The organism is Variovorax sp. PEI5 (genome assembly GCF_056679935.1).
On record NZ_CM155257.1, the window covers coordinates 1,082,718 to 1,107,794 of the forward strand.

At 71.2% G+C, this 25,077-nt stretch carries 23 protein-coding genes; 3 read left to right on the forward strand and 20 right to left on the reverse strand.

The features are described from left to right. Positions 1–40 precede the first annotated feature (40 nt). Positions 41–1,426 (forward strand): MATE family efflux transporter, encoded by a 1,386-nt coding sequence (locus tag AC1MLT_RS04995; protein WP_481034159.1) that lies wholly within the window; start codon positions 41–43, stop codon positions 1,424–1,426. A 22-nt stretch (positions 1,427–1,448) separates the two neighbouring features. On the opposite strand, the gene AC1MLT_RS05000 is transcribed toward AC1MLT_RS04995, so the two are convergent. The 8 genes from AC1MLT_RS05000 to AC1MLT_RS05035 form a co-directional block, all read right to left on the reverse strand. Beyond that, the gene (locus tag AC1MLT_RS05000) at positions 1,449–2,141 is read right to left on the reverse strand and encodes a PqiC family protein (protein ID WP_481034160.1); all 693 of its coding nucleotides are present in this window, start codon (positions 2,139–2,141) and stop codon (positions 1,449–1,451) included. After that, on the reverse strand, positions 2,138–3,865 hold the full coding sequence (locus AC1MLT_RS05005; RefSeq protein ID WP_481034161.1) for a PqiB family protein: 1,728 nt from the start codon (positions 3,863–3,865) through the stop codon (positions 2,138–2,140). Before AC1MLT_RS05005 ends, AC1MLT_RS05000 begins: the two co-directional genes overlap by 4 nt. Continuing rightward, positions 3,862–4,587: a paraquat-inducible protein A gene (locus AC1MLT_RS05010; RefSeq protein WP_481034904.1), complete on the reverse strand. Its 726-nt coding sequence runs from the start codon at positions 4,585–4,587 to the stop codon at positions 3,862–3,864. The genes AC1MLT_RS05005 and AC1MLT_RS05010 overlap by 4 nt, the downstream gene beginning before the upstream one ends. Positions 4,588–4,661: 74 nt before the next feature. Beyond that, positions 4,662–5,345, reverse strand: a complete 684-nt coding sequence (locus AC1MLT_RS05015) for a paraquat-inducible protein A (RefSeq protein WP_481034162.1) — start codon at positions 5,343–5,345, stop codon at positions 4,662–4,664. Between the two features lie 39 nt (positions 5,346–5,384). Then, the gene (locus AC1MLT_RS05020; protein WP_481034163.1) at positions 5,385–6,848 is read right to left on the reverse strand and encodes an MFS transporter; all 1,464 of its coding nucleotides are present in this window, start codon (positions 6,846–6,848) and stop codon (positions 5,385–5,387) included. A 55-nt stretch (positions 6,849–6,903) separates the two neighbouring features. Then, positions 6,904–8,112: a multidrug effflux MFS transporter gene (locus AC1MLT_RS05025; protein ID WP_481034164.1), complete on the reverse strand. Its 1,209-nt coding sequence runs from the start codon at positions 8,110–8,112 to the stop codon at positions 6,904–6,906. Between the two features lie 73 nt (positions 8,113–8,185). Next, positions 8,186–8,779, reverse strand: coding sequence for an ankyrin repeat domain-containing protein (locus AC1MLT_RS05030; RefSeq protein ID WP_481034165.1), 594 nt, complete (start codon positions 8,777–8,779; stop codon positions 8,186–8,188). A 164-nt stretch (positions 8,780–8,943) separates the two neighbouring features. Next, positions 8,944–9,894: a LysR family transcriptional regulator gene (locus AC1MLT_RS05035; RefSeq protein WP_481034166.1), complete on the reverse strand. Its 951-nt coding sequence runs from the start codon at positions 9,892–9,894 to the stop codon at positions 8,944–8,946. A gap of 77 nt (positions 9,895–9,971) precedes the next feature. Between AC1MLT_RS05035 and AC1MLT_RS05040 the strand changes: the two genes are divergently transcribed. Further along, positions 9,972–11,153, forward strand: coding sequence for an MFS transporter (locus AC1MLT_RS05040; protein ID WP_481034167.1), 1,182 nt, complete (start codon positions 9,972–9,974; stop codon positions 11,151–11,153). A gap of 76 nt (positions 11,154–11,229) precedes the next feature. After that, on the forward strand, positions 11,230–12,279 hold the full coding sequence (locus tag AC1MLT_RS05045; protein WP_481034168.1) for an aldo/keto reductase: 1,050 nt from the start codon (positions 11,230–11,232) through the stop codon (positions 12,277–12,279). Between the two features lie 73 nt (positions 12,280–12,352). Here the strand turns inward: AC1MLT_RS05045 and AC1MLT_RS05050 are convergent, their stop codons facing one another. From AC1MLT_RS05050 to AC1MLT_RS05105, 12 genes are all read right to left on the reverse strand, one after another. Then, positions 12,353–13,255 (reverse strand): SDR family oxidoreductase, encoded by a 903-nt coding sequence (locus tag AC1MLT_RS05050; RefSeq protein ID WP_481034169.1) that lies wholly within the window; start codon positions 13,253–13,255, stop codon positions 12,353–12,355. After that, the gene (locus AC1MLT_RS05055; RefSeq protein ID WP_481034170.1) at positions 13,252–14,199 is read right to left on the reverse strand and encodes a glutathione S-transferase family protein; all 948 of its coding nucleotides are present in this window, start codon (positions 14,197–14,199) and stop codon (positions 13,252–13,254) included. Before AC1MLT_RS05055 ends, AC1MLT_RS05050 begins: the two co-directional genes overlap by 4 nt. A 17-nt stretch (positions 14,200–14,216) precedes the next feature. Then, positions 14,217–15,233, reverse strand: a complete 1,017-nt coding sequence (locus AC1MLT_RS05060) for an NADP-dependent oxidoreductase (RefSeq protein WP_481034171.1) — start codon at positions 15,231–15,233, stop codon at positions 14,217–14,219. A 54-nt stretch (positions 15,234–15,287) separates the two neighbouring features. Beyond that, positions 15,288–15,710, reverse strand: coding sequence for a PaaI family thioesterase (locus AC1MLT_RS05065; protein WP_481034905.1), 423 nt, complete (start codon positions 15,708–15,710; stop codon positions 15,288–15,290). An 88-nt stretch (positions 15,711–15,798) separates the two neighbouring features. Further along, complete coding sequence (locus tag AC1MLT_RS05070; RefSeq protein WP_481034172.1) at positions 15,799–16,617, reverse strand: SDR family oxidoreductase; 819 nt, start codon at positions 16,615–16,617, stop codon at positions 15,799–15,801. A 5-nt stretch (positions 16,618–16,622) separates the two neighbouring features. Continuing rightward, a complete protein-coding gene (locus AC1MLT_RS05075; protein WP_481034173.1) occupies positions 16,623–16,904 on the reverse strand; it encodes a Dabb family protein in 282 nt (93 codons plus the stop codon). 78 nt (positions 16,905–16,982) lie between these two features. Then, complete coding sequence (locus AC1MLT_RS05080; RefSeq protein ID WP_481034174.1) at positions 16,983–17,243, reverse strand: hypothetical protein; 261 nt, start codon at positions 17,241–17,243, stop codon at positions 16,983–16,985. Then, positions 17,243–19,087 carry an acyl-CoA dehydrogenase gene (locus AC1MLT_RS05085; protein WP_481034175.1) on the reverse strand — a complete coding sequence of 615 codons (1,845 nt, stop codon included), beginning with the start codon at positions 19,085–19,087 and terminating at the stop codon, positions 17,243–17,245. Before AC1MLT_RS05085 ends, AC1MLT_RS05080 begins: the two co-directional genes overlap by 1 nt. Positions 19,088–19,201: 114 nt before the next feature. Next, complete coding sequence (locus AC1MLT_RS05090; protein WP_481034176.1) at positions 19,202–20,377, reverse strand: acetyl-CoA C-acyltransferase; 1,176 nt, start codon at positions 20,375–20,377, stop codon at positions 19,202–19,204. Between the two features lie 90 nt (positions 20,378–20,467). Further along, the gene (locus tag AC1MLT_RS05095) at positions 20,468–21,970 is read right to left on the reverse strand and encodes a M20 family peptidase (protein ID WP_481034177.1); all 1,503 of its coding nucleotides are present in this window, start codon (positions 21,968–21,970) and stop codon (positions 20,468–20,470) included. A 73-nt stretch (positions 21,971–22,043) separates the two neighbouring features. Then, positions 22,044–24,149 (reverse strand): 3-hydroxyacyl-CoA dehydrogenase NAD-binding domain-containing protein, encoded by a 2,106-nt coding sequence (locus AC1MLT_RS05100; RefSeq protein ID WP_481034178.1) that lies wholly within the window; start codon positions 24,147–24,149, stop codon positions 22,044–22,046. 226 nt (positions 24,150–24,375) lie between these two features. Continuing rightward, entirely contained in the window at positions 24,376–25,077 is a 702-nt protein-coding gene (locus AC1MLT_RS05105; RefSeq protein ID WP_481034179.1) for an ABC transporter ATP-binding protein, read from the reverse strand.

The window sequence follows — 25,077 nt, forward strand, 5'->3', positions numbered from 1 at the left end:
GGGTGCCGCCGCCGGGGCGCCTCTCCACCCCCTGCCCCGCATGACCTCCTCCCTCCCCTCCGCGCTCGCCGCCGGCCCCGCCGCCGGGCGGCCCCTCTGGAAGACCTTCGCCTTCTTCCTGGCCCCGATGCTGCTGAGCAACATCCTGCAGTCGCTCTCGGGCACCCTCAACAATGTCTACGTCGGGCAGATGATCGGCGTCGGCGCGCTGGCGGCGGTGTCGAGCTTCTTCCCGGTGATGTTCTTCTTCATCGCCTTCACCATCGGCCTGGGCGCGGGAGCCTCGGTGCTGATCGGGCAGGCCTGGGGCGCGCGCGACACCGGCCGGGTCAAGGCCATCGCCGGCACCACGCTCACGGTGGGCATCGTCTTCGGCCTCGCGGTGGCGCTGTTCGGCGGCTTCTTCACCACGCCGCTGCTGCAGGCGCTGGGCACGCCGCCCGACATCCTGGCCGACGCCACCCGCTATGCCCGCATCATGCTGGTGGCGATGCCCGGGCTGTTCGTCTTCCTGCTGTCCACCGCCATGCTGCGCGGCATCGGCGACACCGTGACGCCGCTCTACACGCTGGGCATCTCGACCGCGCTCGGGCTGGTGCTGACGCCGGCACTGATCCGCGGCTGGGGCGGGCTGCCGATGCTGGGGGTGGCCAGTGGCGCCGCCGCCACGGTGGTGTCCTTCGTCGTCGCCACCGTCTGGCTGGCCTTGCGGCTGCGGGCCCGCCGCAGTCCGCTGGCGCCCGATGCGGAGTTCGTGCGCCACCTGCGCGTCGATCCGGGACTGCTGCGCGCGGTGCTGCGCATCGGCGTGCCCACCGGGGTGCAGATGATCGTCATCGCCATCGCCGAGATCGCCTTGCTGTCGCTGGTCAACGGCTTCGGCTCGCAGGCCACGGCGGCCTATGGCGCGGTCAACCAGGTGGTGGCCTATGTGCAGTTCCCGGCCATCTCGATCGCCATCACGGCCTCGATCCTGGGCGCCCAGGCGATCGGCGCCGGCCGCGTCGACCAGCTCGGCGCCATCGCGCGCACGGGCCTGCTCATGAATCTCGTGCTGACCGGCGCCCTGGTGCTGGCCGGCTACCTGTTCTCGCGCCGGCTGATGGGCTTCTTCATCACCAGCGAGCCGGTGATCGAGGTGGCGCAGACCCTGCTGCACATCATGCTGTGGAGCACGGTGGTCTTCGGCATGGCCTCGGTGCTCTCGGGCGTGATGCGCGCCAGTGGCTCGGTGCTGGTGCCGACGGCGATCTCGATCCTGTGCATCCTCTGCATCGAGGTGCCGGTGGCCTGGGTGGCGAGCCGGCGCATCGGCCTCGACGGCGTCTGGGTCGCCTATCCGGTGACCTTCATGGCCATGTTCGCGTTGCAGGCGGCCTACTACCGTCTGGTCTGGCGCAGGAAACCGATCCGCAAGCTGCTCTGACCCTGGGCCGGGCCGCGCGGGCTCAGGCGCCCGGGCAGGCCGCGGCCGGGTCGGCCTGGAGCGCCTGCACGTGGCGGGCGATCTGCGTCGAGACGCGACCCGTCAGATGCCGCGCGCCCAGCGCCAGGGCCTCGATGCCACCACCGGCCACGGCTTCGGTGCCACTCCAGCGGCAGGCCGTGCCGCGCTCGGCATCGGCGCGCCGCACGGTCCAGGAGAACGCGGCATCGGCACGCTGGTCCTCGATCAGGTCGAGCCGCTGCAGCTGCACCGCCACGCGCCAGACCGGCGCGCCCGCCAGCCGCGCGCCCTTGGTGACATCGGTGGCGCCCAGTCGGGTGGCGATGCCGGCGGCCAGCGCGTCGCGCAGTTCGCTCTCGAAGGACGAGGTCCAGCGATGCTGCTCCAGCAGCGCCACCTCGGCGCCCGGCATGCCGGTGCGGCTGACCACCAGCTGCGGTCGCGCGAGGCGCTCGGGCATGGCGACCGGGGCGATGTCGATGAACAGGCCCGAGGCCGGCACCGGCCCGGCCGCGCCGGCAGCACCAGCGGCACCCGGGATGGTGGCGGCGACCGGTTCGGCCAGGGTGTAGTAGCGGTCGGGCGCGCTCGCGCAGCCGGCCGCGAGAGCGGACGCCGCGAGCGCCAGCAGCATCCTCGCGCCGCGCGGGGTGGCTCGGGTGGGGGTCGGGACCATCGTCGACGCGCTCTTCATTTCTTGTCCTCGGGTTTGCCGCGCAGCAGCGATTCGGGATGGCGCTCCAGGTAGTCGGTCAGCACCCGCACGGAACCGGCGGCGCGCGTGAGCTCCTGCAGCGTCTGGCGGATGTCCTGCTGCAGCGGAGCGTCCTGCTGCAGCAGCGCGCGGTCGGCGCTGTTGAGGGCGCGGTCGGCGCTGTTGATGGTCTTGCGCGCGTCGGTCATGGCGGCCTTGATCTCCGGCGAGATGTCGTCGTTGAGCGTGCGCGTCAGGCGCTCGGCGCCCTTGAGGGTCTTGTCGAGCGTGGCCAGGGTGGTGCGCAGGTCGTTGCCGATCTGCTCGAACGGCACCTTGTTGAGCTTGCTGGCGATCTCCTGCACCTGCGACTGGATCTCGTCGAGGCTGTTGGGCACCGTCGGCAGTTCGACCGGATCCTTCGAGAAATCGATGGTCCTGGCGGGCGCCTTGGGGAAGAAGTCGATGGCGACATAGACTTGGCCGGTCAGCAGGTTGCCGGTGCGCAACTGGGCGCGCAGGCCCTTGGAGACCATGTAGCGCAGGCGCTGCTCCTCGGTGTAGCGCGACTCGGGCGGCTGCGTCTTCATGCCGCGCCGCAGGCGTTCGGGATAGATCTGCACCAGCACCGGCATGCGGAACTCGCGCTCGCTGCGGTCGAAGTCGACGCCGATGGACTTCACCTCGCCGATCACGACGCCCCGGAAATCGACCGGCGCCCCGGGCGACAGGCCGCGCAGCGACTGGTTGAAGTACAGCAGCACGGTCTGCGCCGGGCCGTCCGGCCGTTTCATGGCCGCGCCCTCGTCGCTGGCCAGCAGGAAGGCGGTGTTCTCCGAGGCGACCGGGCCGGCGCCTTCCTCCGGCGCGCCGATGGCGATGCCGCCGAGCAGGATGGTCGCCAGCGACTGCGTGCGCAGTGTCAGGCCGCTGGCGCTGAGCTGCATGTCCAGGCCGCTGGCATGCCAGAAGCGGGTGTTGGCGCCGACGAACTTCTCGTAGGGTGAATTGACGAAGACCCGCAATGTCACGCCGCGGCCGTCGGCATCGAGCTCGTAGGCCGCCACCTGGCCGACCTTGATGCGCCGGTAGTAGATCGGCGAGCCGACGTCGAGCGAGCCGATGTCGTTGGCGCGCAGCAGGAACTGCCGGCCCGAGGCGTCGCGGGTCACGGTCGGCGGCGCCTCGAGCCCGGTGAACTCGGAGGCGCTCTCCTCCGACACGCCGGCATCGGCGCCGATGTAGGCGCCCGAGAGCAGGGTTCCCAGGCCCGAGATGCCCGAGGTGTCCAGGCGCGGTCGCACGACCCAGAACGCGGTGTCCTGGGCGGTGAAGGCATCGGCATCCTTGTTGAGCTGGACCTGCACCCGCACGTGCGACCGGTCGCGCGCCAGACGCACGCGCTCGACCAGGCCGATCTGCACGTCCTTGTACTTGACGATGGTCTTGCCGGCCTCCAGGCCCTCGGCGGTGCGGAAGTTCAGCATGATCTCCGGCCCGCGCCCGAGCAGCGTCTTGGCCACCAGCGTGATGCCGACCAGCGCCGCCACCACCGGGATCAGCCAGATCAGCGAGGGCAGCCAGGCGCGCCGGCGGGCGACGCGCGGCGCCGACAGCGCCGGCGGCGCGGCGGCCACGGCCACCGGGTCGTCGCCGGCCGGGCGCCCGGGCGGTCCGGAGGGTTCGGGGGATCCAGGTGTCGCGGGGGGTTCGCGGTCGTTCATCGGTCGAGGGTCCTTGCCGGCGCGCTGGCCGGCGTCTGCGGGATGGGCCGGGGGGCGATGGCGTCGTCGACGACATCGTCGTCGTCGTCGTCTTCGCCATCGGGATCGCCGGCGGCGCCATCCCAGGTCAGCTTGGGATCGAAGCTCAGCGAAGCCAGCATCGTCAGCACCACCACCATGCCGAAGGCGGCGATGCCGGCGCCGGCGGTGATCTCGGCGAAGCCCCGGATGCGCACCAGGCCGGCCAGCAAGGCGACGACGAAGACGTCGAGCATCGACCAGCGGCCGATCAGCTCGATCACGTGATAGAGCCGCGAGCGCTCGCCGCGCCGCCAGTTGGTGCCACGCTGGGCATTGAACACCAGCACGAACAGCGCCGCCAGCTTGAACAAGGGCACCAGGAAACTGGCGATGAAGACGATCGCCGCGAGTTCGTAGTCGCCCGAGATCCAGAAATAGATGATGCCACTGAGGATGGTGTCGTTCTGCGTGCCGAAGATCGAGCGCGTCACCATCACCGGCAGCAGGTTGGCCGGCAGGTACATCGCGCAGGCGGCGATCAGCAAGGCCCAGGTCCGGTTCAGGCTGTCGCGCTTGCGGGTGCGCAGCGGCGTGCCGCAGCGCCCGCACGGGGTGCCCTCGGCGGCGCCATCCCAGACCGTGCCGCACTGGCGGCAGCCGATCAGGCCGACCTCGATGGCGCGCGGCGCCGCCAGGGCCAGCGCGCGCTCCTCGGCCGAGACCGGCCGGTGCAGGCCGCGCAACGGATGCCTGAGCAGCCGCAGCGTGCTGGGCTTCACGTGGCACGCTCCGATGTCGACGAGGCCGAGGCCGACGCCGGGCCGTCGGCCGGCCGGGGCGGCGCGGTGTCGTCGAGCTTCTTCTCGGCCATCTCCCAGAAACCGCGCGGATCGAAGGCCAGCACCGCCGTCAGCACCACCGTCAGCGCCATGAAGGCCCACAGCGCCGGCCCCGGCAGCACGCTGGCGATGCTCGAGAGCTTGACCAGCGCCACCAGCACGCCCAGCAGGAAGACCTCGATCATTCCCCACGGTCGCAGGGCCTGCATCAGCCGCACCAGCACGGCGAAGCCGAGGGCGCGCCGATGGCGGCGCAGCGGCACCAGCAGCCAGGCCAGGATCAGCAGCTGCATCAGCGGGAACAGGATCGTCGTGGCCAGCACCAGCAGGGCCACCAGCGAGCGGTCCTCCCCGGTCAGGGTGATGACGGCGCCGGCGAGCGTGGTGTGGCTGCGCAATCCGCGCAGCTCGATCTCCACGATCGGGAACAGGTTGGCGATCGCGAACAGGATCAGGCAGGCCAGCGTGAGCGGCAGCATGCGGTCGCGCTGGGCGCCGGCGTGGCGGTCGAGCTCGGTGCCGCAGCGCGGGCAACGCGCGATCTCGCCCTCGGCGAGGCGCGCGCGTCGCCAGACGGCATCGCAGCCGTCGCAGACCATCGCGTCGGGCACTTCTTTCATGGGCGGGCGGGCACTCGCATCGATTCGTAACTCCTGAATCTAGGGGTGAACGACGGCGGGAGCCCTCAGACGCAGACTACTGAAGATGCCAGCCACCGCCGCGCAGGCCGCCGCCAGCACCAGGGCGATGAAGGGACCGCGCCCCTGATGCGGATTCCAGATGCTGAACACCGCCGCCACCGCCACCGCGCCGATGGTCTGTCCGGTCAACCGCGCCGTGCCCAGCATGCCACTGGCCGCGCCGCTGCGGTGGCGCGGCGGCGAGGTCACGATGGTGTGGTTGTTGGGCGACTGGAACAAGCCGAAACCGGCGCCGCACAATGCCAGCCGCCAGGCGATGTCGAGGTTCGACGGCGCCGCCGGCAGCATCGCCAGCAGCGCCAGGCCGAGCGCCAGCAGGCCCAGTCCGATGCCGCCGAGCAGGCCGTCCGGATAGCGGCCGATCAGCCGCCCGGCGATCGGCGCCATGACCACGATCGCCAGTGGCCAGGCCGTGATCAGCAGGCCGGCCTGCAGGTGGCTGCGGCCATAGACATCCAGCAGCAGGAACGGCAGCGCGATGTACGACAGCATCTGGGCGCAGAACGCCGCCACCGAGGTGCCCATCGACAGCGCGAAGACCGGGATGCGCAGCAGGTCGACCGGGAACAGCGGCAGCGCCAGCGTGCGCTGGCGGCGCAGGTAGAAGAAGCCCACGCCGAGCCCGCCGGCGAGCAGCGCCCAGGCGATCGGCTGCGCGCCCGATGCGGCGGCATCGCTGCGTACGCCCAGGCGATCGACGCCGATGAAGATCAGGGCGAACATCAGGACGTTGAGCGCCACGTCGCCCCACGAGAAGCGCGCGCCGGCGGCTGGTTTGGCGACGTTGAAGGGCAGCGCCCGGCGCCCGATCAGCAGCACCGCCAGTCCCAGCGGCACGTTGAAGGCGAACAGCCATGGCCACGACGCCACCGACAGGATGCCCGCCGCCACCGAGGGCCCCGCCACCGAGGCGATCGCCACCACCATCGAGTTGATCGCCACGCCGCGCCCCAGCCGGTCGGACGGATAGATCAGCCGCACCAATGCGGCATTGACGCTCATGATCCCGGCCGCGCCCATGCCCTGCAGCATGCGCGCGGCGATCAGGGTGCCGAGCGAGTCGGCCAGCGTCGCTCCCAGCGAGGACACCGTGAACAGCGCCATGCCCCACAGGTAGACCCGCCGGTAGCCGATCAGGTCGCCCAGCGAGGCCAGTGGCAGCAGCAGCACCAGGGTGGCGATCTGGTAGGCGTTGATGACCCAGATGGCATGCGACGCGCTGGCGTCGAGCTCGCGCGCGATGCCCGGCAGCGCCAGGTTGACGATGGTGCCGTCGAGCACCGCCACGGAGATGCCCAGCACCATCACCACCATCGCGCGCAGGCGCTGCGGCTGCGGCAGGCCGTCGCGGACCGGCGCGGCCTCGGGCGCGGCGGTGGGTTGCCGGACGCCGGGGGCGCCGAGGGTGTCGTCGGTTGTCATGGGATGTGGGGCATGGGGCCGGGGTGTCGCGGGAGGATGCTCGGGCGGATGGCGCTCAGGGAACGGCGCAGGTCGCCGGACGCTCGGCGCCGCCCAGCGTCGTCCAGGTCAGGAGGCCCGCCACCAACGCGCCGCCGGCCATGCCCGCGACCATCGGCAATGGCGTGCCGTCGGTGAACAGGCCGACCACGCCCATGACGACGGCGCCGGTGAGCATCTGCAGCGTGCCCAGCAGCGCCGAGGCCGTGCCGGCGATGGCGCCGTGGCGTTCCAGCGCCAGCACCGCCGTGGTCGGGATCACCAGGCCCATGCAGCCGCTGGCGATGAAATACAACACGATCAGCACCCACAGCGCATCGCCGCCGGTGGCGTAGTAGCCGAACATCGCCAGCATGACCGCGCAGGAACCGGCAACGCCGCCCTGCACCACCCGCGTCAGCCCGTAGCGCTCGCCCAGCGCGCCCGTGAACTGCGAGACGGCGATGAACGCCGCCGCGTTGACGCCGAAGGCGATGCTGTACATCGTCGGCGTCAGCCCGTAGTGGCCGATCATCACGAACGACGAGTTGGCCAGGTAGGTGAAGAAGCCCGCCATGGCGAAGCTGCCGATGAAGACCAGGCCCAGATAGTGCCGGTCGCGCAGCAGCAGCGCATAGGCCGCCAGCGCGCTGGCGAGGCTGCTCTCCACCCGGTCGGCCGCCGGCCGCGTCTCGCGCAGCGAGGTGGCGATGAGCACGATCCCGGCCAGCGCCGCCGCGCACACCACCCAGAACACGGCGCGCCAGCCAGCCAGTGCGATCACCGCGCTGCCGGCCAGCGGCGCCAGGATCGGCGAGATGCTGAAGACCAGCATCAGCAGCGCCATCAGGCGCGCCGCGTCGTTGCCGGTGTGCAGGTCGCGCACCACCGCGCGCGGGATCGCCATGCCCGCCGCGGCGCCCAGTCCCTGCAGGAAGCGCATCGCGATCAGGACGCGGATGTCGCCGGCCAGCGCGCAACCCACGCTGGCCGCGGCGAACAGCACCAGGCCGAAGACCAGCGGCGCGCGGCGCCCGACCATGTCCGAGACCGGCCCGTAGAACGGCTGGCCGACCGCCAGCGCCAGGAAGAACGCCGTGAGGCTCCATTGCACGGCGCCGATCTCCGCACCCAGGCTGGCGCCGATGGCCGGCAGCGCCGGCAGGTACATGTCGATGGCGAAGGGGCCGATGGCCGAGAGCAGGCCCAGGACCAGGGCCATCCGGAGGAAACGCGGAGAAGTCATTGCCGACGATTGTCGCCAACCGGGCGCCATGGCCCCGGGCCGGGGCCTTTGGAGCGAGCCGGGCGCGCCGGCCTCACGCCGCCGGCGACGCCGGGGGCACCGGGGAGTGCGCCTCCAGGCAGGCGGTGGTGTCGACGGCGCCCATGCTGCGCGCCAGGTCCAGCGCCGACAGCCCGTCCGAGCTCCGGGCGTCCATGTCGATGCCCTGCCCGAGCAGGAGCTCCACGATCTCGCGCCGGTTGAACATGGCCGCGAACATCAGGGGCGTCTTGCCGCCCGGCGGCGCGAAATCCGGCCGCGCGCCATGCGCCAGCAGCAGTTCGACGATCGGCAGGAAGCCCTTGAAGGCGGCGCCGCCCATCGGCGTCTGCGCCATGTCGTTGTAGCGGTCGGGTTCGGCGCCGGCCTCCAGCAGGACCCGGGTCGCCTCGACCTGGCCGTGATAAGCGGCCAGCATCAGCAGCGTGTCGCCCTTGTGGTTGCTCATGTTAGGCGGCAGGCCCTTCTGCAGCAGCCGCTCCAGCATGGGCGCGTCGCCGGTGCGCGCGACCTGGAACACCTCCTGGGCGAACTGGATGAATTCGGCGCTGGCGGGGGCCGGTGCGGCCGGCGCGGCCGATGCCGACGATGCGTCCGGCGGGCTGTGGGGGGTGCTGGGATGGTCCATCGTTGATCCGGGATGTGGGGGCGCGTCGGCAGGCCGCGAGCGCGAATCCCTGGGTATACCCGCCCCGCCCGCCGGCGGATGTAGGTCGAGGTGGCCCGTTGGCGCGATCGCTCCCGCAGGACGCCATGGCCGGCCGGCGGCGCGGCGGCGCCAGGGCGTCGGCGTCAGCCCGGCGGAGCGCCGCGCGCACCCGTCGCGCGCGGATGCAGCGCCACCTCCGCCACCAGGAAGTCCAGCACGGCCCGCACGCGCGCCGGCAGGTGGCCGGGCTTGCCGACATAGACCGCGTGGATCGGCTCGACGTCGCGCGGATTGAAGTCGTCCAGCACCTCCATCAGCCGGCCGGCGTCGAGGTCGGCGCCCACGTGATAGAGCGACAACCGCGCCAGCCCGGCGCCCGCCACGACCAGGGCGCGGATCGCCTCGCCATCGGCGGCGCGCACGCGGCCGGAGACCGGCAGCATCAGCGTGCGACCGTCCACGCGCAGCGGCCAGTCGGCCACGTTGCGCCGGTACGACCAGCCGATGCGGTCGTGGGCCTCGAGGTCGCGCGGCACGGCCGGCGTGCCACGCCGCGCCAGGTAGGACGGCGCGGCGACGATCGCCTGCTCGGTCGCGCCGAGCCGGCGCGCCACCAGGTCCGACGCCGGCAGGTCGCCCCAGCGGATCGCGACGTCGGCGCGCTCGTCCATCAGGTCGACCACGCGGTCGGTCAGGCCGATATCGAGCGTGATCTCCGGATGCAGCGCCAAGAAACGCGGCACCAGCGGGATCAGCACCTGGTGGCCGAAGGAGACGCTGGTGTTGATGCCCACGCGCCCGCGCGGGGTGGCGCCGATGGCCGCCGAGCTGGCCGAGCGCTCGGCCTCGTCGAGGTCCGCCAGCACGCGCAGGCTGCGCTCGTGGAACTGCCGCCCCTCGGGCGTCAGCTGGAGCTTGCGCGTCGAGCGATGCACCAGCCGGACCGACAGCCGCGCCTCCAGCCGCGCGATCAGCTTGCTGACGGCCGAGGGCGTCATGCCCAGGTGGCGCGCCGCGGCCGAGAAGCCGCCCCGCTCCACCACCTGCACGAAGGTCTCCATCTCGCCGGAGCGGTTGACGTCGGGGCGTGGCATTCTTGAATTCAGCTCACAGGTGAAGGTCGGAGCGGCATTCTATTCATCGTGGCCGGAGACGCGCACAGTCGCCCACCATGCCCATCGCACTCCTCGCACTCACCGCCGGCGCCTTCGGGATCGGCACCACCGAATTCGTCATCATGGGCCTGCTGCTGCAGGTCGCTGCCGATCTCCACGTCTCCCTGGCCACGGCCGGACTGCTGATCTCCGGCTACGCGCTGGGCGTCGCGATCGGCGCGCCGCTCCTGACCATCGCCACCCGCGCCATGCCGCGCAAGACGGTGCTGCTGGTGCTGATGGCGATCTTCACGCTCGGCAACATCGCCTGCGCGCTGGCGCCGGACTACGCGACCCTGATGGCGGCGCGCGTCGTCACCTCGCTCGCGCACGGCACCTTCTTCGGCGTCGGCTCGGTGGTGGCGACCGGACTGGTGGCGCCGGAACGCCGTGCCTCGGCCATCGCCGTCATGTTCACCGGACTGACCGCCGCGACGGTGCTGGGCGTGCCGGCCGGCGCATGGCTGGGCCTGCACTTCGGCTGGCGCGCCGCGTTCTGGGCCGTGGCATTCATCGGCCTGACGGCGCTGGCGGTGCTGGCCGCGTTCGTCCCGCGCGACCGCGCCGACGCGGCGCCGGGTCCGCTGGCCGACGAACTGGCGGTGCTGGCACGCCCGCAGGTCTGGCTCGGCCTGGGGATGACGGTCTTCGGCTTCGCCGGCGTGCTGGCCGTCTTCACCTTCGTGCAGCCCCTGCTGACGCGCGTGACCGGGCTGTCGGCGGCGGCCGTGTCGCCGGCGATGCTGCTGTTCGGCGCCGGGCTGGCGCTGGGCAACCTGCTGGGCGGCCGGCTGGCCGACCGGGCGCCGATGCCCGCCGTGCTCGGCACGCTGCTGGCCCTGGCGCTGGTGCTGGCCTCGATGGACCTGTGGATCCACCTGAGCGTGCCGGCGATGGTCTTCCTGGTGGTGCTGGGCATCGCCGCCTTCGCCACCGTGGCGCCGCTGCAGGTGCGCGTGCTCGACCAGGCGGCGGGCGCCGGCCGCAACCTGGCATCGAGCCTGAACATCGCCGCCTTCAACCTCGGCAACGCGCTGGGCGCGTGGGTCGGCGGCCTGGTCATCGACCACGGCCCCGGCCTGCGGGCGCTCGGCGCGGCGGGCGCGGTGCTCACGCTCGCCGGCCTGGGCCTGGCGCTGTGGAGCCGCCGGCTGGAGCGGCGCGACGCGCCGGCCGCCGGGGCGCCGGCTCGGACCTGAGCCGACGCGTCCCACCCTCCTCCCCCCTCCCCGGTCATCCATCCACTCATTCATTCATTCATTCAGGAGCACTCTCATGGAATACCGCTATCTCGGCCGCTCGGGCTTCAAGGTGCCCGTCCTGGGCTTCGGCGCCGGCACCTTCGGCGGCCAGGGCCCGCTGTTCAGCGCCTGGGGCTCGACCGATGTCGCCGGGGCGCGCCGCATCGTCGACCTCTGCCTGGACGCCGGCGTCAACCTGTTCGACACGGCCGATGTCTACTCGGGCGGCGCCTCGGAATCGATCCTGGGCGCCGCGCTGCAGGGCCGGCGCCACCGGGCCATCGTCTCGACCAAGCTGTCGCTGCGCATGGGCGACGGGCCGAACGACGTCGGCTCGTCGCGCCACCACCTGCTCGCGGGCGTCGACGCGGCGCTCACCCGCCTGGGCACCGACCACATCGACATCCTGCAGCTGCATGCCTTCGATGCCATGACGCCGGTCGAGCAGGTGCTGCGCACGCTGGACGACCTGGTGCGCGCGGGCAAGGTGCGCCACATCGGCGTCTCCAATTTCTCCGGCTGGCAGTTGATGAAGTCGCTCGCGGCGGCCGACCGGCTGGGGCTGGAGCGCTATGTCGCCAACCAGACCTACTACTCGCTCGCCGGCCGCGACTACGAGTGGGAGCTGATGCCGCTGGGCCTCGACCAGGGCGTGGGCGCGATCGTCTGGAGTCCGCTCGGCTGGGGCCGGCTGACCGGCCGGATCCGCCGTGGCCAGCCGCTGCCCGCCGGCAGCCGCCTGCACGAGACCGCCGGCTTCGGCCCGCCGGTCCAGGACGAGGTGCTCCACCGGGTGGTCGAGGCCATGGACGGCATCGCCGAGGAGAACGGCCGGACCCTGCCGCAGATCGCCATCAACTGGCTGCTGCGGCGCCCGACCGTGGCCAGCGTGCTGATCGGCGCGCGCGACGAGGCGCAACTGGCGGAGAACCTGGGCGCGGTCGGCTGGTCGCTGACGGCCGAACAGGTCGGCCGCCTCGAGGCCGCCAGCGCCGTGACGCCGCCCTACCCCTACTACCCGTACTGGAACGGCCAGTTCGCCGAGCGCAGCCCGGTGGCGGTGTTGCCGGCGACGACCGACTGAAGCCGCCGGCGGCGCGACGCGATCGCGCGGCCGACGGGCCTCACCCGTGTCTCACCCGTGTCTCACACGCCCCTCACTCGCGCAGCTGCGCCCGCAGCCGCTCGCCGATGTCCGGCCGCTCCAGGAACGGGTCGGCCGGATTGATGCCGGCGACGATGTGCTCCATCCGGCTCTTCACGTTGCCCAGCGCCTTCGGGTGGCTGAAGACATAGAAGCGGTTCTCGGCCATGGCGTCGAACACCATCGCCGCGACGTCCGCCGCGCTGACCTTGCCGCTGCCCACGGCCTTGGCGGTCATGGCGCGGCCGATCATCTGGCTGCGCGTCTCCTGGCCCACCGGCAGCGTGCCGGGGCGGTTGCGGTCGCTGGTGGTGATGCCGGTGGGCACGAAGTACGGACACAGCAGGCTGGCGCCGACCTGGTCGGTGACCAGGCCCAGGTCCTGGTAGAGCGTCTCGGTCAGGCTCACCACCGCCGCCTTGGCGGCGTTGTAGATGCCCATGTTGGGCGGCGTCAGCAGGCCGGCCATGCTGGCCGTGTTGACGACGTGGCCGCGCCAGGCCGGATCGCGCGCGGCGGCCTCCAGCATCATCGGCACGAACAGGCGCACGCCGTGCACCACGCCCATCAGGTCGACCCCCAGCACCCAGTTCCAGTCGGCGACGCTGTTCTCCCAGACCAGCCCGCCGGCGCCGACCCCGGCGTTGTTGAAGACGAAGTGCGGCGCGCCGAAGCGCTCCAGCACGGCCTGCGCGAGCGCCTCCATCTGGGCCGCGTCGGCGACGTCGACCCGGTGCGCCATCACCCGGGCGCCGGTGGCCTCGAGTTCGATGCGCGCCGCCTCCAGCGCGTCGGCCTGGACGTCGACCAGCGCCAGGTTCATGCCGCGCGCCGCGCCGATGCGCGCCGCCTCCAGCCCGAAGCCCGAGCCGGCACCGGTGATCACCGCCGTGCGGCCATGGAAGTCGTCGATCATGGCGTGCCCACCTCGGCCAGCTTCAGCACGTAGCCGATGCGCGGGAAATGCACGTCGAGCGTGCCGGCGCGCGGGTCGGTCCGCCGCAAGGTGTAGTGCATGCGCGTGGCGGCGACCAGTTCGCCCGCCGTCTCCTCGGGGCCGAAGGTCTCGGCCCGCACCGTGACCTGGCTGCCCAGCGGGATGCCGTGGTCGTCCTGGAAGGTGCTGTCGGACAGCAGGGTGCGCGGGCTCGCCGAGCGCGCCACCTCGATGGCCTCGGCCGACGTCATCGGCGTCGATTCGCCATGGCCGATGTCGGCCATGCGGTCCATCCAGTCGAGCACCGCCGGAGTCAGCTCGAGCAGTTCCTTGAGCGCGTCGATGCGCCGCGTGTACCACAGCGGGTGGTAAGCCGCGAAGTCGGCGATGCAGGGCACCTCGCCGAGCAGGAACGGCTTGTCGTCGAGCATGTCGGAGAGCCGACGCAGGTAGGACTTGTAGGCGCCGGCGGCATCGGCCGGACGCAGGCGCGTCATGCCGCCGCCGCTCATGCGGGCGCGGTCCTCGGCGAAGGCCTTGGCCGCCTCGGGCGGCGCGCCGGCGAACAATTCGGCGGCGCCCCGGGGCTGCAGGTTGTAGGCCATGGCGGCCCAGAACAGGGTGCTGTCGGCCCATTGCGCCAGGATGCGCGACATGCCCTTCTCGGGCTCGGGATAGGCCGTCGGCGTCGGCGCCAGGTGCTCCAGCACGTCGACGATGAGCGCGGTGTCGCAGTAGATGTCGCAGCCCACCTGCAGCAGCGGCGTGCGGCGATAGCCGCCGGTCAGTGCCAGCACGTCGGGCTTGGGCATGATCGGCGGGATCGTCACCGAGCGCCAGGCCAGCTGCTTGTGGCCCAGCAGCAGCCGGATCTTCTCGGAGAACGGCGAGCGCGGGTAGTGGTGGAGGATCAGTTCGGGCATGGCGCGGGCTCCGTGGCTCAGACCAGCTTGACCAGCTGCTTGCCGAAGTTGCGGCCCTTGAGCAGGCCCAGGAAAGCCTCGGGCGCGGACTCGATGCCCTCGGCCACCGATTCGCGCGGCCGCAGCTTGCCCGTGGCCACCAGCTCGCCCAACTCGCCCAGGGCCTCGGGCCAGACGTCCATGTGCTCGCTGACGATGAAGCCCTGGATCTTCAGGCGGTTGACCAGGATCAGTGCCGGGTTGGTCAGGGGCAGCGGCGCGCCGTCGTAGCCGGCGATCATCCCGCACAGGGCGACGCGGGCGAAGGCATTGGTGCGCGAGAGCACGGCGTCGAAGATCATGCCGCCGACGTTCTCGAAGTAGCCGTCGATGCCATCCGGGCAGGCTTCCTTGAGCGCCTTGCCCAGGCTCTTGGCATCGGCATGCTGCTTGTAGTCGATGCAGGCGTCGAAGCCCAGCGTGTCGGTGGCGTAGGCGCACTTCTCCGGGCCGCCGGCGATGCCCACCGCGCGGCAGCCGCGCGCCTTGGCCAGGGCCGCGAAGGCGCTGCCGACCGCGCCGGTGGCGGCCGAGACCACCACCGTGTCGCCGGCCTTGGGCTCGATGATCTTGACCAGGCCGTACCAGGCCGTCACGCCCGGCATGCCGACGGCGCCCAGGTAGTGCGACAGCGGCACCCGCGCGGTGTCGACCTTGCGCAACGCGCCGGGCTGGCCGGCATCGACCACGCTGTATTCCTGCCAGCCGCCGAAGCCGACCACGCGGTCGCCGACGGCGTACTTGGGATGGCGGCTCTCCACCACCTCGCCGGCCGTGCCGCCCTGCATCACCTCGCCCAAGGGCTGCGGCTGGGCATAGCTCTTGGCGTCGTTCATGCGCCCGCGCATGTACGGGTCCAGGCTCAGGTAGTGATGGCGCACCAGCACCTGGCCGTCGGCCAGCGCGGGCGTCTCGGTGGTGACGAGGCGGAAATTGCCGGCCACGGCTTCGCCCTCGGGGCGGTTGTCGAGCAGCTGCTGTCGATTGGTGGGCATGTCGCGGGTCTCCTGGAGGAAGGTCGGTCGGGGTCGGTCGATGGGGTCGGGCGGTCAGTCGGTGGACGGCAGGCGCTGCGCGTTGGCGCTGGCCGGCCCGGTGGGCAGGCGGCGCTTGACGTACTTGAAGGTGCCGGTGGCGTGGGCGCAGAGCTGTTCCCTGTCGTCGACGATCGATGCCTCCACGAACGCCAGCGTGGCGGTGCGGTGCATCAGCCGGCCGATGCCGCGCAGCGCGCCGACCGAGGGCCGCATGAAGCTGGTCTTCATCTCGATGGTGACGACGCCGGACTCCGGCGTGTCGCTGCGCGCGGCGGCGGCCATGGAGATGTCCAGCAGCGTCATGCAGGCGCCGCCATGGGCGACGTCGAAGGTGTTGAAGTGCTCGGGCGTGGGCGTGTAGAGGATCTCGGAGGCGCCGTCGCCGAACTTCACCAGCTCGAAGCCCAGCAGCCGCGCGAACGGGATCTGGCTCATGTAGGAGGCGATGTCGATCGGCACGGCGGCCGTCGTGGTGGTGGTGGTGGTGGTGCGTTCGGGGGTGTCGTTCATGGGTTCGTCGTCTTCATCCGGTCACCACGCTGACGCCGCCATCGACCGCCAGCCACTGGCCGGTGATGTGCTTGCCGGCATCGCTCGCGTAGAGCAGCGTGATGCCCTTGAGATCCTCCTCGTCGCCGAGGCGGCGCAGGGGCGCGTGGGCGGCCATCTTGTCCTCGCCCAGGCTCTCGATCAGCACGCTGGCCATCCTGGTCTTGAAGAAGCCGGGGCAGATCGCGTTGACGTTGATGCCGTACTCGCCCCACTCCGCCGCCAGCGTGCGCGTGAAGCCGATGACGGCGGTCTTGGAGGTGTTGTAGGCCAATGTCCGCATGCCCGGGGGATTGCCGTTGAGTCCGGCGATCGAGGACACGTTGATGATGCGGCCGCTCCGCCGGGGAATCATCCAGGCGTTGGCGACCTGCTGGGCCAGGATGAAGTAGCCACGCACGTTGAGGTTCATCACCTTGTCCCAGGCCGCCACCGGATGCGTCTCGGCCGGGGCGCCCCAGCTGGCGCCGGCGTTGTTGACCAGGATGTCGATGGCGCCCATGCGCTCGAGCGTCTGGTCGGCCAGGCGGCGCGCGTCCTCCTCCTTGGCGCAGTCGGCGGCGATCCAGCGGGCGTCGATGCCGGCGGCCTGCAGGTCGGCCGTGGCCTGCTCCAGGTCGTCGGCCTTGCGCGAACTGAGCATCACGCGCGCGCCGGCCTCGCCCAGCGCATGGGCCATCTGCAGGCCCAGGCCGCGCGAGCCGCCGGTGATGAGCGCCGTCTTGCCGGTCAGGTCGAACAGTTGGGAGACGGTGCGCACGGTGGGGGCGGTCGTGGCGGTCGTGGCGGTCATGGTGTTCAGGCCTCGAAGTCGAAGACCGCGCGCGACTCGCGCAGCGTGCCCAGCGTGGCGGCCACCGACTGGTGCTTCGGATGGACGACATAGGACTGCAGCGCCGCCGCGTCGTCGAAGACCGAATACAGCACCACGTCGTGATTGGCCTCCAGGCCCTCGGCGCGCACCGCGACCTCGAACTCGCGCATGCCCGGCACCAGGCCCTTGCAGGTTTCCAGCAGACTCTTGAAGCGCGGCGCGTCGGCCGGGTCGTTGAGCTTCCACATGACGATGTGCTTGATCATGGTCGGTTGTCCTTTGAATCTTGGAGGGGCGGGAGAAGGAGAAAAGGAGGAAACGAAGGAACAGGCGGTCGCCCCGGCTCAGTCCAGGCGCGAGCGCACGAAGATCAGCGCCACGCCGGCCACCGCCGCCACGACCCCGGGCACGGCGATCAGCCAGCCCAGGGCGGCATCGGTGCGGCCGGTGTACCAGCCCAGCGCCGTGACGGCGATGCCGACGTAGATCAGGATCCACATCCACTTCTCCAGCCGCGCGTGCGGCTTGGGCGTGGTCGGCGCGGCCGGGCCGGCGGGCGTGGCGGGAGCGGTTCGGGGTGCGGGCTTGGCGGGGTCGATGGCCATCAGAAGGCGTCCTCGGGTAGGGCCGTGCAGGTCGGGTCGCGCCGCTCGACGACCTCGAGCCAAGCGCCGATCTTCGGCAGTTCGTAATGAAAGAAATAGCGGGCCGCGCCCATCCGGCCGGCCGTGGCGGGCCGCGTGGCGTCCGGATCGCCTTCCAGCGACCGCAACGCGACGTCGAGCCAGATCCAGGCGAGGACGGTATGGCCGAAGGCCTGCATATAGGGTACCGCGTTCGCCAGCGCCTCCCCCGGATCGCCCGTGGCCCAGGCCGCGCGCGTGGCCGCCAGCAGGCGCGCCAGCGCCGCCTCCAGCGCCTCGGGCCAGCCGGCCAGCCTCGCATCGCCGGTGGCGCGCGCGGCCGTGGCGCGGATGCGCTGCGCCAGCAGCACCAGTCCGCGCCCCTCCTCCATCAGCACCTTGCGCCCCAGCAGGTCGGCCGCCTGGATGCCATGCGTGCCCTCGTGGATCATGTTGAGGCGGTTGTCGCGCCAGTACTGCTCGACCGGGAAATCGCGCGTGTAGCCATAGCCGCCATGCACCTGGATGGCGAGCGAGTTGGCCTCCAGGCACCATTCGCTCGGCCAGCTCTTGGCGATCGGCGTCAGCACCTCCAGCAGCAGCCGCGCGTCGTCGGCCGAGCGCGGATCGCCACCGGCGCCGGCGGTCTTCTGCTCGTCCACCAGCCGCGCGCAATACAGCGCCAGGGCCAGCGCGCCCTCGCAGTACGACTTCTGCGCCAGCAGCATGCGGCGCACGTCGGCGTGCTCGATGATGCGCACCTGCGGCCGCGCCGGGTCCTTGCCGGCCGGGCCGACCGGGCGGCCCTGGGGCCGGGCCTTGGCATAGTCGAGCGAGGCCTGGTAGCCGGCCATGCCGAGCATCGTGGCGGCCATGCCGATGCCGATGCGCGCCTCGTTCATCATGTGGAACATGCAGTGCAGTCCCTTGCCGGGCTGCCCCACCAGGTAGCCGACGGCGCCGGCGCGGCCCTCGACCGGGAAGCGCCCCTCGCCGAAGTTCAGCAAGGTGTTGGTGGTGCCGCGCCAGCCCAGCTTGTGGTTGAGGCCGGCGAGCGCGACGTCGTTGCGCACGCCGGTCAGGGCGCCGTGGGTGTCGACCAGCCGCTTGGGCACGATGAACAACGAGATCCCGCGCGTGCCCGGCACCAGGCGGCCCTCGGCGTCGGGGATCTTGGCCAGCACGATGTGGACGATGTTCTCGGTCAGCTCGTGGTCGCCCGAGGAGATCCACATCTTGTTGCCGGTGAGCCGGTAGCGCGGCCCGAGCGGATCGTCGGCGAAGTCGGCGCCATCGGGCACGGCGCGCGTCGCCACGTCGCTCAGCGACGAGCCCGCCTGCGGCTCCGACAGGCACATCGTGCCCGACCAGCGGCCGGAGAACTCGTTGCGGGCGAACACCTCGCGCTGCATCGGCGTGCCGTGCACCATCAGCAGGTTGGCGTTGCCGCTGGTCAGCAGGCCCGAGCCGATGCTGACCGAGGCCATGGCGAAGAAGGCATTGGCCGCGGCCTGCACCGTGTAGGGCAGCTGCATGCCGCCGATGTCGTAGTCCTGCGCGGCGCTCAGCATGCCCGAGGCCGCGAAGGCCGCGTGCGCGTCGTGCGTGGCCTGCGGCAGGATCACCCGCTCGCCATCGAAGCGCGGCTCCTGGGCGTCGACGGTGCGGTTGTGCGGCGCGTACTTCTCGCGCGCGATGCGCTCGCAGGTGTCCAGCACCGCGTCGAAGGTCTCGCGCGAGTGGTCCGAGAAGCGCTCCCGCTGCGCCAGCCCCTCGGCGTCGAGCCAGTCGTACAGCAGGAAGTCCAGGGTCGGGCGGAAGCTCATGATGATCTCGGTGCAAGGAAAGCTGTCGATACGTCCGCCACGGCGGAGCAGGCCTTCCGCCCCCCGCAAAGGGGTCCGCGCGGCGTCACGCGGTGCGCGAAGACCAGTGGTTTCTCAAAGAACCTCGAAGACGCCGGCCGCGCCCATGCCGCCGCCGATGCACATGGTGACGAGCACTCTCCTGGCGCCACGGCGCTTGCCCTCGATCAGGGCATGGCCGGTCAGGCGCTGGCCGCTGACGCCATAGGGGTGGCCCACCGCGATGGCGCCGCCGTCGACGTTCAGGCGGTCGGCCGGGATGCCCAGCTTGTCGCGGCAGTAGATGACCTGCACGGCGAAGGCCTCGTTGAGTTCCCACAGGTCGATGTCGGCGACCGTCAGGCCCAGGCGCTTGAGCACCTTCGGGATGGCGAAGACCGGACCGATGCCCATCTCGTCGGGCTCGCAGCCCGCCACCGCGAAGCCCAGGAAGCGGCCGAGCGGCTTCAGGCCGTGGCGCTCGGCATAGCGTTCGTCGACCACCACGCAGGCGCCGCCACCGTCGGAGAACTGGCTGGCGTTGCCGGCCGAGATCACGCCGCCGGGAATGGCCGGGCGGATGCCGCTGATGCCTTCCTGGGTGGTGCCGGGCCGGATGCCCTCGTCGTTCTCGACCGTGACCTCCTTCGTGCGCAGACCCATCACCGGATCGGCCACGCCGGCCATCACCGTGATCGGCGCGATCTCGTCCTTGAAGCGGCCGGCCTCCAGGGCGGCGGTGGCGCGCTGCTGGCTGGCGGCGCCGTACGCGTCCATGGCGTCGCGGTCGATGCCATAGCGCTTGGCCACCTGCTCGGCGGTCTGCAGCATGTTCCAGTAGATCTCGGGCTTGTGCTTGACCAGCCAGGGGTCGGCGATCATGTGGCGGTTGGCCTCGTTCTGCACGCACGAGATGCTCTCGACCCCGCCGGCCACGTAGACCTCGCCCTCGCCGGCGATGATCCGCTGGGCCGCCGTGGCGATGGTCTGCAGGCCCGACGAGCAGAAGCGGTTGATGGTCATGCCCGAGGTGGTGATGGGCAGGCCGGCGCGCAATGCGATCTGGCGCGCGATGTTCGAGCCGGTGGCGCCCTCGGGCGTGGCGCAGCCCATGATGACGTCGTCGACCTCGGCGCCGTCGATGCCCGCGCGGGCCACGGCATGCTGGACCGCATGGCCGCCGAGCGTGGCGCCATGGGTCATGTTGAAGGCGCCCTTCCAGCTCTTGGCGAGCGGCGTGCGGGCGGTGGAGACGATGACGGCGCTGGTCATGATGGGGATCCTTTGGGCTGGGGGAAGAAGAGGAAGAAGAGGACGAAAAAGAAGAAAAAGAGGAAGCGGGGGAATCCGTCGAGGGTCGCCTCAGCGCGCGGCGATGGTGGTGGGGGCGTCGGGGCCGCGCAGCAGGCGCTGGTAGAACCGGATCATCCGGGCGTAGTTGTCCAGCGACAGGCGTTCGTCGGTGCCGTGCAGGCGGCCCAGGTCGGCGCCCGCCAGGCGCATCGGCGAGAAGCGGTAGACGGCATCGCTCACGGCGCCCAGGTGGCGCGAATCGGTCGCGGCGGTCATGAGGCCGGGCGCCACCACGGCCTCGGGATAGACGGCGCCGATCGCGCGCGCGAGCGTCGCGTAGCCCTCGCCCGTGGCCGGCGACACCGGCGAGGGCTCGGCGTTGCCGGCCGCTGGCGTGATGCGGATCGCGTCGTTGGCCACCCGGCGCCGCAGGTGCGCCTCGACCGAGGCCAGCGTGTCGCCCGGCAGGATGCGGAAATTCACCGTCGCCTCGGCATGGCCGGGCAGCACGTTGTCCTTGTCGCCGGCGCGCACCACGGTCAGGGCCGTGGTGGTGCGCAGCATCGCGTTGCTGCCCGGGCTCTTGGCGAGCTGCGAGGCGACGACCGGCGCCGTCAGCCACAGGTTGGTCAGCAGATAGCGGTTCAGGCCCTCCATCTCGGGCGCCAGCGTCGTGAACATCTCGCGCGCGACCCCGCGCACCGCGCCGGCCATCGGCTGGCTCTCCAGCCGCGCCAGGGCCGCGCTCATCTGGCCGATGGCGCTCTGCGCCGGCGGCATGGAGGAATGGCCGGGCGGCATGTCGAGCGTCAGGAAGAAGGTGCCATAGCCCTTCTCGGCGATGCCGATCAGCGCCGCCGGCCGGTCCAACCCCGGCAGCACGCCATCGAGCACCAGCAGGCCTTCGTCGAGCACCCAGTCGAGCCGCACGCCGCGCTCGGCCAGCCGCCGCGCGATCGCCCGGGCGCCCTGCAGGCCGCCGACCTCCTCGTCGTCGCCGAAGATGAAATGGATCGTGCGGCCCGGCCGGAAGCCCGCCGCCAGCAGCGACTCCACCGCCTCCAGCTGGGCCAGAAGGTTGCCCTTGTCGTCGAGCGTGCCCCGGCCCCAGACGAAGCCGTCGCGGATCGCGCCGTCGAAGGGCGGCACGGTCCAGGCGCTCTCGGTGCCGGGCGCCACGGGCACCACGTCCTGGTGCGCCATCAGCGCGACCGGCCGCGCCGACGCATCGCTGCCGGCCCAGGTGTAGAGCAGCGCCTTGCGCCCGACGACCTCGCGCTTCAGGGTGGCATGCACGCGCGGGAACTCGGTCGCCAGCAGCTGGTGCAGCCGGTCGAACGCCATCTCGTCGCGCGGCGCGCCATCCGGGGTCGAGACGGTCGGCAGGCGCACGGCCGCGCCCAGGCGCCGGGCCGCCGCCGGCAGGTCGATGGCGACCGGCTCGTCGGCCGGCGCAGCCGTTGCCGGCCACGCCTGTCGCGAGGGCGTGCGCCAGGTGTTGACGGCCATCGCCGCGGCCAGCACGAGCAGCACCGCCAGCGCCGCCGCCGGCAGTGCCAGTCCGATCCACATCCCGCGCCCGCGCCGTCGCCCGCCCGTGCCCATGCCGCTGTGCTCCCGTGGTCTTGCGTGGCCCGGCCGCGCGTCAGGAGAAGGTCTTGCCTTCGGCCACCAGGCGCTGGATCAGCGGCGCCGGCTCCCAGAACTTGCCGTCGTCGCGCGGATTGCGCGCGAAGCGCTTCATCGACTCGGCCACGTTGTAGAGCCCGACCTGGCCGGCATAGTGCATCGGGCCGCCGCGCCACATCGGGAAACCATAGCCCGTGAGGTAGACCATGTCGATGTCGCTGGCCTTGCTGGCGATGCCGTCCTCCAGGATGTGCGCGCCCTCGTTGACCAGCGAATAGACCAGGCGCTGGACGATCTCCTCGTCGCTGATCTTGCGCGGGGTGATGCCCTCGTCCTTGCGATGCTGCTCGATCAGGTCGTTCACGACCTGGCTCGGGATGGCATCGCGCTTGCCCGGCTTGTAGTCGTACCAGCCGGCGCCGGTCTTCTGGCCGAAGCGGCCGAGCTCGCACAGCTTGTCGGCCGTGCGGCTGTACTTCATGTCGGCGCGCTCGGTGGCGCGGCGCTTGCGGATCGCCCAGCCGATGTCGTTGCCCGCCAGGTCGCCCATGCGGAACGGTCCCATCGCGAAGCCGAACTTCTCGACCGCCCGGTCCACCTGCTGCGGCGTCGCGCCCTCGTCGAGCAGGAAGCCGGCCTGGCGGCTGTACTGCTCGATCATGCGGTTGCCGATGAAGCCGTCGCACACCCCCGAGACCACCGCCGTCTTCTTGATCTTCTTGGCCAGCCCCATGACGGTGGCCAGCAAGTCCTTGGCCGTCTTGGCGCCGCGCACCACCTCCAGGAGGCGCATCACGTTGGCCGGGCTGAAGAAGTGCATGCCCACCACGTCCTGCGGCCGCCCGGTGAAGGCGGCGATCCTGTCGACGTCCAGCGTGGAGGTGTTGGAGGCCAGGATGGCGCCGGGCTTGGCCACGGCATCGAGCTGCTTGAAGACCTGCTCCTTGACGCCCAGCTCTTCGAACACCGCCTCGATGATCAGGTCGGCGTCCTTCAGGTCGGCATAGTCGAGCGTGGTGCTCAGCAGCGCCATGCGCTCCTCGTACTTGTCGGCCTTGAGCTTGCCCTTCTTGACCTGCGCCTCGTAGTTCTTGCGGATGGTGGCGATGCCGCGATCCAGCGCCTCCTGCTTCATCTCCAGCATCTTCACGGGGATGCCGGCATTGAGGAAGTTCATCGAGATGCCGCCACCCATGGTGCCGGCGCCGATCACGGCCACGGCCTTGATCTCGCGCTTCGGGGTGTCGTCGGACACGTCGGGGATCTTGCTGGCGGCGCGCTCGGCCATGAACAGGTGGCGCAGCGCCAGCGATTCGGGCGTGAACATCAGTTCGGTGAACAGGCGCCGCTCCTCGGCCAGGCCGTCGTCGAACTTCTTGGTCGCGGCGGCCTTCACGGCATCGACGCACTTGAGCGGCGCCGGATAGTTCTTCGACATGCCGCCCACCATGTTGCGGGCGAACTGGAAATAGGCATCGCCCTGCGGGTGGCGGCATGGCAGGTTGCGCACCAGCGGCAGGTCGGCCGGATCGCGTCCGCCGACCGACTTGGCATAGATCACGGCCTCGTCGAGCAGCGACTCGCGCGACTGCGCCATGGCGTCGAACAGCTTCTGGCCCGGCAGGCCGGCCAGCACTTCGCTCTTGACGGCCTCGCCGCTGACGATCATGTTGAGCGCGGTCTCCACGCCCAGCACGCGCGGCAGGCGCTGCGTGCCGCCGGCGCCCGGCAGCAGGCCGAGCTTGACCTCCGGCAGCGCGATGCTGGTGCCCGGCGCCGCGACGCGGTAGTGGCAGCCCAGCGCGAGTTCCAGTCCGCCGCCCATGCACACCGAATGGATCGCCGCCACCACCGGCTTGGGCGAGGCCTCCAGCGCCAGGATGACGCTGAGCAGGTTGGGGTCCTGCAATGCGCGCGGCGTGCCGAATTCCTTGATGTCGGCACCACCGGAGAACGCCTTGCCGGCGCCGGTGATGACCACCGCCTTGATCGCGTCGTCGGCATTGGCCTTCGCCAGGCCTTCGGTGATGCCCTGGCGCGTGGCATGCCCGAGTCCGTTGACCGGCGGGTTGGCGAGCGTGATCACGGCGACCTCGCCGAGCACTTTGTATTCAGCCGTCATGGACGTTCCTTCGATGGTGAGAGAAGTTGCGGAAATGGATGGGAAGGCGCTGAACGCGAGGCCGATGGCACCCTGGGGTGCCATGCCGGCCGCGGCGATCAACGCGGGATGTTCCGGAAGCGGAAAAGAACGAGTGTTCTTTTGCGTGAAATTCTAGGCATAAGGCGCGGCGCGGCCTATCGGGTCAGTCCCTGCCGTGACAGGGATCGGACTGGCGGCGACCACCCTACACCTCCAGCCATTCCTTGCGCGTGACCGCGTCGGCGCGCAGGCCGTCGGGCGTGCCGTCGAAGACGATGCTGCCGTGACCCATGACCAGGGCGCGGTCGGAGATCTGCATGGCGATGGTGAGCTTCTGCTCGATCAGCAGCACCGACACGCCACGATCCTTCAGCCGGCGCAGGTACTCGCCCACCAGCTCGACGATCTTGGGCGCCAGGCCCTCGGTGGGTTCGTCGATGATGATCAGGTCGGGATCGCCCATCAACGTGCGGCACAGCGTGAGCATCTGCTGCTCGCCGCCGGAGAGCACGCCGGCCTCGGTGTGCTGGCGCTCCTTCAGGCGCGGGAACATGGCGTACATGTCGTCGAAGGACCAGCGGCTGCCCTTGGCGGCCTTGGCGCCCTTCTGGCCCAGCATCAGGTTCTGGTGCACCGTGAGCTTGGGGAAGATGTCGCGGTTCTCCGGCACGTAGCCGATGCCCAGGTGGGCGATCTCGTAGGCCTTCCTGCGCAGGATGTCCTGCTCCTTCCAGCGCAGCGTGCCCTCGGCGTGCACCAGTCCCATGATGGCCTTGGCGGTGGTCGAGCGGCCCGAGCCGTTGCGCCCGAGCAGCGCCACGATCTCCCCGGCGCCGACGGCGAACGACACCCCGTGCAGCACGTGGCTCTTGCCATAGTAGGCGTGCAGGTCCTGCAGCTGCAGCAT

Coding starts and splice junctions, on each gene's coding strand:
- AC1MLT_RS05055 (WP_481034170.1), bottom strand. CDS start 14,199: ATGCCCGAACTGATCCTCCACCACTACCCGCGCTCGCCGTTCTCCGAG.
- AC1MLT_RS05050 (WP_481034169.1), bottom strand. CDS start 13,255: ATGATCGACGACTTCCATGGCCGCACGGCGGTGATCACCGGTGCCGGC.
- AC1MLT_RS05015 (WP_481034162.1), bottom strand. CDS start 5,345: ATGAAAGAAGTGCCCGACGCGATGGTCTGCGACGGCTGCGATGCCGTC.
- AC1MLT_RS04995 (WP_481034159.1), top strand. CDS start 41: ATGACCTCCTCCCTCCCCTCCGCGCTCGCCGCCGGCCCCGCCGCCGGG.
- AC1MLT_RS05000 (WP_481034160.1), bottom strand. CDS start 2,141: ATGAAGAGCGCGTCGACGATGGTCCCGACCCCCACCCGAGCCACCCCG.
- AC1MLT_RS05060 (WP_481034171.1), bottom strand. CDS start 15,233: ATGCCCACCAATCGACAGCAGCTGCTCGACAACCGCCCCGAGGGCGAA.
- AC1MLT_RS05095 (WP_481034177.1), bottom strand. CDS start 21,970: ATGTGGATCGGACTGGCACTGCCGGCGGCGGCGCTGGCGGTGCTGCTC.
- AC1MLT_RS05065 (WP_481034905.1), bottom strand. CDS start 15,710: ATGAGCCAGATCCCGTTCGCGCGGCTGCTGGGCTTCGAGCTGGTGAAG.
- AC1MLT_RS05105 (WP_481034179.1), bottom strand. CDS start 25,077: ATGCTGCAGCTGCAGGACCTGCACGCCTACTATGGCAAGAGCCACGTG.
- AC1MLT_RS05045 (WP_481034168.1), top strand. CDS start 11,230: ATGGAATACCGCTATCTCGGCCGCTCGGGCTTCAAGGTGCCCGTCCTG.
- AC1MLT_RS05075 (WP_481034173.1), bottom strand. CDS start 16,904: ATGATCAAGCACATCGTCATGTGGAAGCTCAACGACCCGGCCGACGCG.
- AC1MLT_RS05025 (WP_481034164.1), bottom strand. CDS start 8,112: ATGACTTCTCCGCGTTTCCTCCGGATGGCCCTGGTCCTGGGCCTGCTC.
- AC1MLT_RS05100 (WP_481034178.1), bottom strand. CDS start 24,149: ATGACGGCTGAATACAAAGTGCTCGGCGAGGTCGCCGTGATCACGCTC.
- AC1MLT_RS05030 (WP_481034165.1), bottom strand. CDS start 8,779: ATGGACCATCCCAGCACCCCCCACAGCCCGCCGGACGCATCGTCGGCA.
- AC1MLT_RS05070 (WP_481034172.1), bottom strand. CDS start 16,617: ATGACCGCCACGACCGCCACGACCGCCCCCACCGTGCGCACCGTCTCC.
- AC1MLT_RS05005 (WP_481034161.1), bottom strand. CDS start 3,865: ATGAACGACCGCGAACCCCCCGCGACACCTGGATCCCCCGAACCCTCC.
- AC1MLT_RS05035 (WP_481034166.1), bottom strand. CDS start 9,894: ATGCCACGCCCCGACGTCAACCGCTCCGGCGAGATGGAGACCTTCGTG.
- AC1MLT_RS05090 (WP_481034176.1), bottom strand. CDS start 20,377: ATGACCAGCGCCGTCATCGTCTCCACCGCCCGCACGCCGCTCGCCAAG.
- AC1MLT_RS05020 (WP_481034163.1), bottom strand. CDS start 6,848: ATGACAACCGACGACACCCTCGGCGCCCCCGGCGTCCGGCAACCCACC.
- AC1MLT_RS05085 (WP_481034175.1), bottom strand. CDS start 19,087: ATGAGCTTCCGCCCGACCCTGGACTTCCTGCTGTACGACTGGCTCGAC.
- AC1MLT_RS05080 (WP_481034174.1), bottom strand. CDS start 17,243: ATGGCCATCGACCCCGCCAAGCCCGCACCCCGAACCGCTCCCGCCACG.
- AC1MLT_RS05040 (WP_481034167.1), top strand. CDS start 9,972: ATGCCCATCGCACTCCTCGCACTCACCGCCGGCGCCTTCGGGATCGGC.